The sequence below is a fragment of the Methanoregula sp. genome (assembly GCF_028712425.1).
Taxonomy (GTDB): Archaea; Halobacteriota; Methanomicrobia; order Methanomicrobiales; family Methanospirillaceae; genus Methanoregula.
This window is the reverse complement of the sequence record NZ_JAQTQD010000023.1, coordinates 21,738-35,024: the sequence shown is the minus strand read 5'-3', so window position 1 is coordinate 35,024 and position 13,287 is coordinate 21,738. Positions and strand designations below refer to the sequence as shown.

Here is a 13,287-nt window from a genome sequence, read left to right as displayed (position 1 = left end):
GCATAACATCCATCACATTTTCTCTCCTTTTATCCGGTCTTTTCCTGTGGCCCTGACCAGACGGTCACCGGTACCGGATTCATTATCACGTATCGTGCCGGATATCTCCGGCATGAAGGAATACACCCGCTGGAAGGTGCTCGTGGGGCTTGCACTTGTCACCCTGACGCTGCTCCTGATGACCGTCCACTACCTGGCATTCCACGACCTGCACCACCTTGGCATCTTCTTTGTCGGCGACCTGGTCTTCATACCGGTCGAGGTTCTCTGTGTCACGCTGATCATCGACCAGCTGCTGGAATCCCGGGAGAAGCAGCAGCGCATGGAGAAGCTGAACATGGTGATCGGGATCTTCTTCTCCCGCGTCGGCACACCGCTTCTCTCCCGGCTCTCGAAAGCCGATCCCTGCACCATCCCCATGCAGAAGGAGCTGGAGGTCAGCCCCGCCGACTGGACAGCAGACCGGTTCTTCCAGGCGCAGGCATCCCTTGACGTGTGGAAGTGTAAAGTTGATCCGGCGGGGATTGACCGGGAATCGCTCCGCACATTCCTTGACGGCAACGAGGACTTCCTCCTTCGCATCATCGAGAATCCGACGGTTTTCGAGCACGAGACCTTCACGGATCTGATCCTGGCAGTGACCCACCTGACCGAGGAGCTGAAAGCACGCGACGACCTCTCGACCCTCCCTCCAGCCGATATCGCCCACCTTGAAGGAGATATGGAGCGGGTCTATTCCCGGCTCGTGCCCGAGTGGCTGAAGTATATGGAGTACCTGAAGAACCATTACCCGTACTTATTCAGCCTCGCGATGCGGAAGAACCCGTTTGATCCGAAAGCGGACGTAGTAGTACGGTAGGGGGGTAACCCCTTTCCTAAAAAACACGGAGGGGGGGGGTCTGATCGATTTTCATCACAAGGTGGTGGGGGGATTCGGGACAGTCCCCTCTAGCCTCAGAACTTTCCTGATTATTCCTCCATGAATCCTGGCAATATACGCTACCTGCTAAAGATCTGAATGAAAAGTTATACCACTCTTACCATCGCAATCGATATCCGGAAAAAAATTACCCCATCATACCCTGCTCGAATTTTTTTAAGCAACACTTGATTGCAATAGCCGGGCGATCACGTAGGAGAGCCAAAAATTTTGTAGCATGTACATGCATTTTGTAGGATAATTATCCGATTGTAGCCTCCATAACTAACACATCATGATCGCGATTGAAAATTTTCGCAGAATAACCAAATCCGGCGCCCGCTATCTGGTTATGTCTTACATGTTTCTTAAGTCCATGAAAAAATCGTGAAGTATTGGAGTTTTGTAATAAGCGGAATTTGACATCAGCAAAAAGAAACCCTCTGCGGGAAGTGGTGAAACTACAATGCAGACAACTCGTAATGAAAGCAGGCCCGGGAGGTTCCCGAACCTGCTCCAAGCCCGGCCGCGCAGGTCGCTCGCGCTCATGATGGCGCTGGTGATCGTTGCGGTGATGTCGTTCGCCGGCGTGGTTTCGGCGGATGATTCTTGATGGTTTCTTTTTTGTATTGTTGTACTGTGTCCTGACAAATTCCCCTGCCGCATACCCGTCCGGCTCATGATTCCGGGCCTGACATCCGCGTGCATCCGTTGTCTCAGGCTGCCCGACAGATTCCACCCATACTAGGATTTATTACTAAGCACGGGGCATATCCTATCATCAGGAAAAGTATTTCCAGATCGGTGAATCTATGGGAGATATCTGTCTTAAAATTCCGGAACATGTCTTACATGGGATCCGCTTTCCACCTGATGATCTGGAGTACGAACTTAAAAAAGAACTGGCGCTGGCATTGTACCAGAGAGGTGCAGTGTCTTCCGGTAATGCCTGCCAGATTGCAGGAGTGGATCGCTGGCAATTCAATACCCTGTTAAGGGCACGAAAAATACCCCGGCATTACACGGACCAGGATCTCGAAGATGATATTGAATATGCCCGCTGTGATCAGTGACTCGTCTCCCCTGATCAATCTCGCGGGGATTGGCAGGTGGGGTCTCCTGCATGAAATGTTCAGCGAGATCATTATCCCTCCGTCGGTATGGGATGAGATTGCCACCTCGGGGGATATATTACCGGGAGCGGCTGAAGTCCGGGAGGCATGTGGCCAGGGATGGATCTCCCGGAAGAAACCTGATAACAACCATCTGGTGAATCTGCTGTGTCAGGATCTGCACCGTGGGGAGGCAGAAGCAATAGTGCTTGCCCTGGAGCTGAATGCAGATCTTATTCTCCTGGATGAAACCGATGCGCGTCGGGTAGCCGCCACGTTTGGCCTTCGTAAGACTGGGGTGATCGGTATCCTCATGAGGGCAAAACGGGAGGGAACGATCGATTCGCTCCGGTTCGAACTCAATGCCCTCCGGGAACGGATGGGTTTTTATATTGACGATCAATTATATTGCAGAGCACTGGCGTCTGTTGAGGAATATCCCGATCCGGAATAATCCTCTTTCCGTGCAGCGTTTAGGGAGAGATTTCAACGATGGTGGCCATCGGGGAATTTTCAGGATCCTGGTTTTGGTTTTTTCAAGCTCCGTACGGGTAAAATACTGCCACGATCACGCGAAGCGCCTGAACTTTTTTTTTAAAGCATATACCCGTTGCATACGGAAACCGGGATAACGAACCTTCGTTATGGCATGCCGGCCAAACCGGTTACCTGGTGCCGGCCCGCACATCAATACCCTGATCCTGCCCACGCCCGTCCGGAATTTTCCCGGTCCGGACCTGCGGTTTGTACGCGCCACCCACCCGTGATCCCGGCTCTGTGTTTTCCCTGCCAATGAGAGATCCCGGTCCTTCGCTTCACCGGGCCGTAGCCTAAATACAGGCCCCCGCCCGCTGGAAAAATCCCCTCCGGAAGATACCGCAGATTCTATACAAATTCGTCTATCGTATAGGAGGATCCGTATAATGTACTATTTATACCATTATCCCCGGCTCAGTATCATAAATAGAAAAATTGTAAAATAAAGTGTTACGAATAAGCAGAAACGTATTAATAGCTTCTGCGCAGAGGCATACCTGTTCGCAACCGGTCTGCTGATGATTACACCATCCTATCCATGGCCGGCCTCGCGGACATGGAGTAAAACCAATGGAAACGAAACGAACAGAAAGCAGGCACGGCCGGTTTGCCGCCCTGCTGAAGGGCAGGGCCCGGCCGCGCAGGTCGCTCGCGCTCATGATGGCGCTGGTGATCGTTGCGGTGATGTCGATGGCCGGCGTGGTGTCGGCGGATGACTACTACAAGGGACTGCCGCCCGAAACGATCGCAGGGATGCCCGGTGTGGTAAACGGTGATTTCTGGGTCAATACATCGACGACGACATGGGATAACTCAGGTGCGATCGACCGGGATGTCTGGGCGAATTTCACGGTACCGGCAACCGGGGGAAATGTTAAATTCGCGCGACTCTATGTCACGGTCTACAGCGGAAATATGCTGTCGAATTATAAGGGATACGAGTCAGTCACTCTGAGATCGAATAATGCATACACGTTAGCACAAAACCAGCCTCTTGATTTGGAGTATTTTAATACCTCCGGTATCAACACGACAAGTGTATTTTATCCTGATGATTATTTCGTCAGCCTTTCAAGAGACACCAGCGATTACGTCTCGGCATTCGATGTTACGAATTTAATCACAACGAGTGACGTCAATGTCAACATCGTTACTACAAATACGAGCCCGAAATTTGACGGCAGGATCAAACAGGCAACATTGGTCGTTGCGTACAATGTCTCTTCCAGCGCCTACGTTACCCGCTACTGGGTGAATGAGGGGCAAGACCCGATTACATACAAGGCCAATAATCAGGTCCCAGGGGAGACTTGGTTTAATGGAGCATCCAACAATTCGTTTGTTGCCGCAAAGATCTATGCAAATTACCTGGCAAGCAATGATGGCGTATATACGTGGAATGGAAGATCCCTCACAGGCCTGACCAATATCCAAGGAAACCAGACAGGACTCTCATCGAAATCACTTTCAGATACCGTGATAGGTTCGAATAATTACCTGTCTTACAACAGGACAGCCAACTTCTACAAACTACCCCTTGCGTTCCTGAAGATCCAATCCGGATCCTGATTTGAATGCGTTGCGAGAAGAACACTGGTCGGATTAGGGGATATAATCCCCACCCCACCAGGTAAACGCAGATGATACGTGCAAGAATTTCTTTTCATTTATAAAGAGACAACTGTTCCTCATTGCCGGGAACTGAATAAACGGCGGATATCTTGTTTTCAAGAGGCAGATATCATTTTATTTTTACCCAGAAAAATGAAGGGAAATTATTCTATTATTTTCTGCTCGTCATCATTTGAAAAGTTTTAATTGTTAACAAATTAATTAAAAAAGTTAGTAGTAATTACTATGAAAATTAAAAAAAGTAGCACGAAGATAAGTAATATATATAGAAGAGAGATACAGAAACACCGTCGTCATTCCATTCCTGTTGCGCTGGTATTTTTCCTGTCACTCCTCCTTGTTCCCGGCTTTGTTACTGCTGCTGGGTGGACTCACGACAATTTTGCTTCACAGTATACGGTATTCATCAATGGAACGCCGGCGGTACTGACAGATTATCAGGTTGAACTGGATCTCTACAATGTTTCGGGAGAGAATTCCGGGAGAAAAATCTTCTTGCCTACAATCTCCCAGCCAAGCTTCAACGATATCCGGTTTGCATTGGATGACGGGACTGCATTGAACTACTGGATGGAAACTCCAACCGGTGCGGACAATGCAATTTTCTGGGTTAAAATTCCGAGGATCCCTTCAGGTTCAGAAAATTCGGTTGCCATACATATTTTTTATGGAAATGCAACGATCGAAAGTGAATCCAACGGCGATGCAACGTTCCCGGTTTTCGATCACTTCGATGAAGCTTCACTGAATACCACTAAGTGGAGCATAATATCCGGTTCCCCCACAATCAGCGATTCCAAACTTGTCATGAAGGGAAGCAGGGTCATCGATACCCGGGCTCAGTTCCTCAACAACGCTTCAATACGTGCATATGCCAACCTGTACGGGCACACACAGAGAATGTCATTTGGAGAATATTCCGGCAGTAACAGTTGTTTCTTTGGTGTTGGGGCTGCAAAAAAAGGCACAATATATACTAAAGTCGATGGAACTACCACAGGTGTAAGTGTGGGAAGCCTGCCCAACTCCTATCAAAAGATCGAGTTATTCTGGAATAAGTCCCAGTCTGCAATCCAGACAGAATCCAATCCATATACCATAGGATCGAGCAATCCTGTGGTCGTCCTTCCGGTCAGTCTGATGTCAAGCGGATCGAATACCGGATACTATGACTGGATATTTGTTCGGCAACTCGCAGACACAGAACCGGCGCTCGTCTTCACATCACAGGGTGTAACGCCCCCTGTCGCCGATTTCAGTGCGGGCGAAACGGGTGGAGCCGCACCATTTACGGTTCATTTCACGGACAAATCCACGAATTCCCCGATCGTCTGGATGTGGGATTTTAACAACGATGGTATTGTGGACAGCACAGAACAGAATCCGACGTATGCATATACAAATACCGGCATATATTCTATCAATCTGACTGTGAAAAATGCCGGAGGCAGCAGTTCACTGGTAAAAACGGATTATATTTCCGTAACCAGTTCACCTCCACTGGCTAATTTCTCTACTGCATTAACTGATGGCTATGTCCCATTAACAGTCACCTTCACTGATTCGTCGACCGGCACAATAACGAACTGGAGCTGGGATTTCAATAATGATGGAACGATGGACAGTAACGAGCAGAATCCAAGTCATACGTACTACACTGCCGGAAATTACACGGTCAATCTCACCGTTACCGGACCCGACGGATCCAACAGTATAATCAAATCCGATTTTATCCAGGTATCTTCAAATGCCGGCGATCTCCAGAGCAACCTGCTGATCAATCCCCCGGTATACAGCCCCTTCGCGAACCTGGGCAACGGCATCCGCATAGACCTGCGCAACAACGGCCCGGGAACAATCGTCGGCCCGGTCAACGCGAGCATCGTGTATAACGGTACGATGATAAACGTCACCTATGGCAGCGCGGGCGCGGGATCCTGGGTGTCCTATGGGTGGACCCTCGACAATCTCACGATCCCCCCGGGAAATACCGTCACTACGTACATATCTGATCCCACGATATACCGCTATGGGGAATCAGTACCCTACACCGTGACCTGCGATCCGGATAATCTTATTACAGAGACAGATGAGACAAACAACATCTACTCTACGCATGTCGCGACTGTATACAACGGGTACGGCTCCAAGCGCTACACCGATGGCAGCGATCTTATCACCCGAAGAACGTACGACCTGAACGGTAACCTCATTGTCTCGTTCGGGAATTCGGCTTACAAATCGGCATCAACGCAGTGGACCTCCTCCAACCTCCCCGTGCCGACAGGTGCGAAAATCATCGACGCCCGTCTCTATTCGTTCTATAACTGGGACAACAGCGAAGTGATGAAGAACGTGTCCGCGGATGGTACCCATGCGGCGGTATTCAATAATATTCGCGTGCCGGTGAGCGCCCACTATACCGATCGTAAAGGATACGGCGGATACTCGGGCTACGATTATCCCTTCGGTTCCGTTGTGTATAACGTGACGGATGTGTTCGATCCCTCCGGCAACAATGTGACAGTAACGGATTCCTGGCCGCCCATCACGGGCATGGTGCTGGTGGTTGTGTACGAGAATCCGGCCGAAACCAGGAAGGTCATCTTCCTCAACGACGAATTCGATCTCTTCTACCAGACCAGCGGAGATACGGGCATGGCGCATGCCCCGTTCACGGGCCCGGCGATCAGTACCACGACGATGAAACGCGCCGATCTCCTGACCATCGCTCCGCACGCGGACGATCGGGGCAACCTCTATTTCAATGGCAACGAGTGGACCAAATCCTGGAATTATGGCGGAGCACAGGTCGGGTATAACTCCCGCGAAGTGACAAGCCTTGTGAAAGAGTCCGGCAACGAGGCGATCTTCGAATGCGACGGGGAGACGTTCGCGGCCGCCACTGCCATCCTCAAAGTCGAGTACGAAGGCTCTGCCTCATCCGTCCCGGTTGCCGGTTTCACCGTTGCCACAACCTCCGGCACCGCGCCGTTTACCGCGCAGTTTTCCGACGCATCCACCAACACGCCCTCCAGCTGGTTCTGGGACTTCGGCGACGGGGACAACACCAATGCCACCAAACAGAATCCGGTCCACACGTATGCGAACGCCGGCAATTATACGGTGAATCTCACCGCAACGAATGCGGATGGCAGTAACTTTAAAGTAATGTCGGAATATATCGCTGTTACTGGCGGCTCCCCCGGTGGAGATGCCCCGGTTGCCAACTTCACGGTAGTCCTTGACGGTGAAGGGAAGATGCCGCATGGGCTCGCGCCTGTCACGGTCTCGTTCACGGACTCATCCACCGGAACCGTTGACACGTACCTGTGGGAATACCGAAACTATAATGAATCTGCCTGGACTGCGTTTGGATCCGGGGCAAGGAGTCCGTCAAATCTCGCCTTCCCCCGTGTCGGGACATACGATATTCGTCTCACGGTTACGAATGCCATGTACGGGAGCAGCAACAAGACCATTCGGCACGCGTTTACCGCCGGGAAACTGCACGATACCCTGACAACGATCCGGAATGGGACCGTCTCTGGTGGTCTCTACATCCTTTCCCAGTCCCCATGGGATGGAACAACTGCCACCTACACGTACGACCTGCCTGCATCCGGCAGTAATATCACGTGGGCACAGGTTTTCGTGAACGACTATTCCGGTTCAGGGCTCAATAACCTCCCGGTTCGCATCACTACCGAGTTCGATGGCGATGGCGACGGAACGTTCGAGACCGTGCTTGGCACCGAAGACTGCGATATCCAGTCCGAATCGAATACCAATTCGCCGAACAAGCAGCCTTATGCGTACCCGTTGAACGACCATGTCACGAAAGTCTTCTCAGACTATGAAGCATGGTATGATGTGACAAACCTGATCACATCTGCCCACCCGAAGATTCGCGTGACCTCATCCAATATTGGTGCGCCGGTTGGCAAGGATGGTGGTTATGATGGCCGGCTCAAGGCAGTCACTCTTGTGGCTGCTTATAACGATGGCGACACCGACCAGGTGAAATACGTTGTTAACCACGGCAATGACTGGATGACCGGGAGCAGTTCAACCGCGTTGGATGCAGGATCGTTTGCCCCCGGGTGGACCGAAGCCTCAATAACTGAGGTTGCCCATTCCAGTGCCGATGCAACCCATACGCTCAATGGTAATTCCCTCACCCCGTTGAACCTTGGATCCAATGATTACTGGAAGTATAATTCGTTTAATGTGACACGGGAACTCAAGCCGGCTGAACTCAATACCTTTGCCTTCACGAATGGCGGTCCCTCGTTTAAGATCAGTCTTGCAACCCTCGCGGTCCGGTATCCCGGCACTCCCGCCACAACACCGGTAGCGGCATTCAGCGCCGCGCCGGCGTCGGGCACCGCACCGCTGACGGTGACATTCACGGACACATCCACGAACACCCCAACCGGCTGGCTTTGGGATTTCGGCGACAACGATGCCACGAATGCCACGAAGCAGAACCCAGTCCACACCTACGTAGCAGCAGGGACGTATACGGTGAACCTGACCGCCACCAACTCCGCCGGGAGCAACAGTAAGAGAGTCACGGGCTACATCACCGTGACCGCAGCAACAGTCCCGCCGGTTGCAGCGTTCAGCGCCAATGTAACGAGCGGCCCGGCCCCGCTGGCGGTACTGTTCCACGACGATTCCACGATGGGCGAACCAACCGCCTGGCTCTGGGACTTCGGCGACGGCAGCACATCGGATGTCCAGGATGTCGAGCATGTGTATCTGAACGCCGGGACATACGCGGTCAACCTGACGGTGACGAACGCGGCCGGCGGCAGCAGCCACCGGGTCACCAATTACATCACGGTGGGTCCGGCAGGATCGGCGCCGGTGGCGATCTTCTCGGTGGACAAGAAAGCCGGAACCGCCCCGGTGACGATCGTCTTCACGGATAAATCCACGGGCAGCCCGACCAGCTGGCACTGGGACTTCGGCGATGGCACCAGCGTGAATGCTACAGTGCAGCACCCGGTCCACACGTATGCGGCGAATGGCAACTACACGGTCAACCTGACCGTGACAAACGCGGCCGGCAGTTCCTTCCTCGCGATACCGGACTGCGTCACGGTGGGCGCAGAAGTAACACCGACACCTACCCCGGGAGTGGTAAAGCCGGTGCCGGCGTTCATCGCCAACCGGACGGTAGGCGACATGCCGTTCGCGGTGAAATTCACCGACGGGTCCACCAATGCCCCGACCTCGTGGTCCTGGGACTTCGGCGACGGCATCACCTCAGACGAACAGAACCCGGTCCACAGGTACCTGACCAACGGGACGTACACGGTCCGCCTGACCGCGACCAATGCAGCAGGCAGCAGCACCGCAACGAAAACGGCGTTCATCACGGTGATCGCACCGGTGGTCGAGAAGAACAAGTTCATTGTCCATGACGTGAAGGCCACGATCGTGGGCGGCGTCCAGAACGTCTCGATCAACATGACCGCCAATGTCACGCAGAGCGGCAACATCGTCACCATCACGAACACGAGCAGCTGGTCATCCATGGCCATCACCCTCGCGGGTACGCCCGAGCCCGGGGCCGGGATCGTCAACGGCACGGTCGGCTCGGTCAGGGCCGTCACCGAACCGGTCACGGTTACGGAACCCATCGCATCCGTGGGATCGCCGACCGTCCAGATCGCGCTGAACATGAGCGCCATGCCGGGTGAGGATGCGGCGATAACGCAGACCATCACCAAGGACCCGGACCCGGCGGCCCAGACCTCGTTTACCCTCTTCGTAGAAGAGAAAGGCAAGGAGATCAATGATATCGCCTACACCTTAAACATCCAGAAGGCCGAGCTCGCCAATGCCGGGGACGGCGGTGCCAATGCGATCATCGAGTCTGCCACCCTGACCATGACCGTCAGCGAGGTGTGGGTGAACGAACACGGCGACGTCAGCGAGCTCGCGGTCCTCCGGAAGGCCGAAGACGGCACGACCGAGATCCTGATACCGGAGGTGACCGGTCCCGACGCCGGCATCTTCACGCTCACCGTCATCTCGCCCAACGGCCTCTCGGTCTTCTCGGTGGCCTCGATCTCAACGACAAGCAGCACTCCCGATACTCCCTCCTCCGGCAGCTCCTCCGTCAACGGAGGAGATGACGGTCCTTCAACATCGTCCTCGACGGTGTCGTCCGTTTCCAAATTCCAGCTCGCCCCCATCGATCCCAGCACCGGCCCCTGGTCCACGTACCAGATGACCGGCCAGACCCATATCTCGAAAATATCCGTCCAGACCATCGGGACTCTCAAGGATATGTTCGTTATCTCGGAGAAGATCAGCTCCCTGCCACAGGGACTGCCCTATACGGGTGCAAAGGTGTACGAGTACCAGAAGATTGACGTCTATCACGCAACGGAAGACGACATCCATCAGGGGATAATCGAGTTCACCGTCAGCGAGAGCTGGCTGAACGAACAGGAGATGACCTTCCGCGATGTCCAGTTGCTGCGGTACCACGACAAGGCGTGGGAGAAACTGCCCACCGAGTACGTCGGGAAGAAAGACGGGCAATTCATGTTCAAAGCAACGACTGAAGGCTTTTCCTACTTTGCTACGGCACTGATCAAAAATGCCACGATAATTCCGGAGACCGCACCACAAGTAATGGAATCGGAGCCGGTACCAACGAGAACGATCTCCGCTGAAAAAAATACCGCACGGCCAACAGTGACTCACACCATGGCCGCACCGATGGAAACGGAAGTTCCAAAGGAGACGGGATCGGCAATTCCATTATTCGCGGTGGGAATCGTTGGTATCATCATCCTCTGTGTCACCGGATTTTTTGCAAGAACGTGGTGGACCCGCAGGAAGAACCCGACATTGTTCCGGGATGAGCCATATTTCAAGATCCGGAAAGGACGAAGATAAACCGCAGGCATTGACCTGCATCCAAATATTTCAGACGATTTCCTCTCACGACTAAACAGGGACTCACGGCAGACTTCCAAAGGTCATCCCTTATTGTGACCCTCTGCCATTAACGGAGCCCAACCTTCTCTGACGGAGGGGGGGTCTCCTGCATACCCCCCTCCCAACGGGCACCCGCCTTGTCCCCCTTTTTCATCACTGTTCCTGACGTGACCGTGCATGTTACAGACTACCCGTCACCCATTTTATCCTGCAATTTCAGATCCCGGCAGGGGGGTGTCCGGGATACCCCCCTCCCCCTATGGGGGGGAGGTCTGATCGATTTGAAACGCAACGTGGGGAGGGGGTATACCGGATACCCCCCTCTCCATTTTTGAGATGTGCGCAGTATTGCACACGGAATCCTCCTGATTTTCCATGGTCGTTCCGCCGGATACCTCTCCCATGAGCCTACCCGAAAATGGTAAGGGGGGGTCTGATCCGGCCAATGGGGGGGAGGGGTCTTTCGGATACCCCCCCACCCCCTGGCAGGGGGGTATGGGTGAATTATTTTAAAGGACGGGTGGGGGGTAGAACAGATCCCCCCGTCACCGCAATGCAGAAACATATAGTTTCAGAACCCTGAATTGTAGTGAGTCAACACCTGCGGAGGGTTTTATCCTGAACGCACTGCACAAGAAACTGATACTGCTTGTCCTGATCTTTGTCTGCGGGATTCTGCTCGGTGCCTTATACACGCATTTCCTTTCGCCCGGGGCAGCACAGCCGGAAAAACAGTCCGTGTATTCACGGCAGGCACCGGAGCCCATCGGCCCCTACAGCCAGGGCATACGGTCCGGGGGATTTGTCTGGCTCTCGGGGCAGATTGGCATCGACCCGGCAACGGGGAACCTGACCGGAGGAATTGAAGAACAGACGACCCGTGCCATGGAGAACCAGAAGGCGGTTCTTGCAGCATCCGGGCTTACCTTTGCGGATGTGGTCCAGACACGGATCTATCTTACCAGCATGAACGACTTTACTGAGGTCAACCGGATCTATAGTGCGTATTTCACCGATACCTTTCCAGCACGCTCCACGGTGCAGGTTGCCGGCCTGCCCAAAGGTGCGCTCGTTGAGATCGAGATGGTTGCAGAGAATCGGTGAGGATTTTCCTTTTTTAATCGTTTTTAAAAATAGTGAGTGTTCTTCAATACTCGCGGTACACCAGGTCGCCCTCGTGGACCCGCTCATTGACCCGGATGCCGATGTCCTGCCCCGGATCGGCTTCAACAATCGGTTCGTGGTTGTACTCCATCGAGGACACAATCTGGTGCAGATCGTCATGCGGTCCCAGGATGTGGATATGGTCCCCCCGTGTGATATGGTCCGAGAGGACGATAGCGGCCACACCCACTCTCGGGTAGTAGTGGGTCACTTTTCCAATCACGGTCTCCATAGTCGGCTCCCTCCCGACATGTGACTGATGCCCGGGCCGGACGATAAACCTTGCCCTGCCTCCCGCCCGTCAGCGTGCTCCCTGCGGCCGGGGCAGCGATTCCATGAGCGCGTAAAAACACTCGGGGCTCCGGGTGGTAAAGAGGCCGTGCCATGCTTCGAGGGTTGCAGGTGCCATCACGTCCAGCTGCCGGAAGATGTGGTACGCGAACTCCACGGGTGCAAGACCGGAGGCCGTGATGAGGTTGCCATCCGTTACCGCAGGCTCGTTTACGTAAAACCGCTCACCATGATAGTTCGGGCAGAACATCTTCAGAACGCCCGGGTCATTGCTCGTGTGCGGCCGGTTGTCCAGCAGGCCGGCGTTTGCAAGGCCGAGCGTTGCACCGCAGATGGCCCCCACGGTTGCTCTGCTCTCCAGCACCTCGCGGACTGTTGCGATGACAGGCTCCTGCTTAGGCAAAAGCCAGGTGTCCGCGCCCGGCAATAGGAGCAGGTCTCCCTTGTCCGGCTGGATCTCACCGATGCGGACTTCAGGTTTCAGGTGCAGGCCGCCCATGGTTGTTATGGTATCGGGCGTTGCCCCGCACAGGACGACATTATATCTTCGTGACGGGTCTTTCAGGTAGCGCCCCGAGCCAAGCTCTGCAAGGACATGGCCTGCTTCCCAGTCGGAGAGTGTATCGGGAATCACAAAGTAGATCGTACTCATGGAAAATCCGTTGGTCA

At 53.8% G+C, this 13,287-nt stretch carries 9 protein-coding genes and 1 pseudogene; 8 read left to right on the top strand and 2 right to left on the bottom strand.

Annotated features, from left to right (window positions below):
- Positions 1-112 precede the first annotated feature (112 nt).
- From PHF39_RS11530 to PHF39_RS11500, 8 genes and pseudogenes are all read left to right on the top strand, one after another.
- Complete coding sequence (locus tag PHF39_RS11530) at positions 113-859, top strand: hypothetical protein (RefSeq protein WP_300224207.1); 747 nt, start codon at positions 113-115, stop codon at positions 857-859.
- A gap of 526 nt (positions 860-1,385) precedes the next feature.
- A complete protein-coding gene (locus PHF39_RS11525; RefSeq protein ID WP_300224204.1) occupies positions 1,386-1,532 on the top strand; it encodes a hypothetical protein in 147 nt (48 codons plus the stop codon).
- Between the two features lie 199 nt (positions 1,533-1,731).
- Positions 1,732-1,992: a UPF0175 family protein gene (locus PHF39_RS11520; protein ID WP_300224201.1), complete on the top strand. Its 261-nt coding sequence runs from the start codon at positions 1,732-1,734 to the stop codon at positions 1,990-1,992.
- Positions 1,973-2,485 carry a DUF3368 domain-containing protein gene (locus tag PHF39_RS11515; RefSeq protein WP_300224198.1) on the top strand — a complete coding sequence of 171 codons (513 nt, stop codon included), beginning with the start codon at positions 1,973-1,975 and terminating at the stop codon, positions 2,483-2,485. Before PHF39_RS11520 ends, PHF39_RS11515 begins: the two co-directional genes overlap by 20 nt.
- Before the next feature lie 653 nt (positions 2,486-3,138).
- Positions 3,139-4,137, top strand: a complete 999-nt coding sequence (locus PHF39_RS11510; RefSeq protein ID WP_300224195.1) for a DUF3344 domain-containing protein — start codon at positions 3,139-3,141, stop codon at positions 4,135-4,137.
- A 288-nt stretch (positions 4,138-4,425) separates the two neighbouring features.
- A pseudogene (locus PHF39_RS13980) lies at positions 4,426-4,953 on the top strand (DUF2341 domain-containing protein); the annotation flags it as partial.
- 255 nt (positions 4,954-5,208) lie between these two features.
- A complete protein-coding gene (locus PHF39_RS11505) occupies positions 5,209-11,121 on the top strand; it encodes a PKD domain-containing protein (protein ID WP_300224192.1) in 5,913 nt (1,970 codons plus the stop codon).
- A gap of 780 nt (positions 11,122-11,901) precedes the next feature.
- Positions 11,902-12,267, top strand: coding sequence for a RidA family protein (locus PHF39_RS11500; protein WP_300224189.1), 366 nt, complete (start codon positions 11,902-11,904; stop codon positions 12,265-12,267).
- 43 nt (positions 12,268-12,310) lie between these two features.
- Here the strand turns inward: PHF39_RS11500 and PHF39_RS11495 are convergent, their stop codons facing one another.
- Both PHF39_RS11495 and PHF39_RS11490 read right to left on the bottom strand, forming a co-directional pair.
- Positions 12,311-12,559: a hypothetical protein gene (locus tag PHF39_RS11495; RefSeq protein ID WP_300224186.1), complete on the bottom strand. Its 249-nt coding sequence runs from the start codon at positions 12,557-12,559 to the stop codon at positions 12,311-12,313.
- Positions 12,560-12,628: 69 nt separating this feature from the next.
- Positions 12,629-13,270, bottom strand: coding sequence for a type 1 glutamine amidotransferase family protein (locus PHF39_RS11490; protein ID WP_300224183.1), 642 nt, complete (start codon positions 13,268-13,270; stop codon positions 12,629-12,631).
- Positions 13,271-13,287 lie beyond the last annotated feature (17 nt).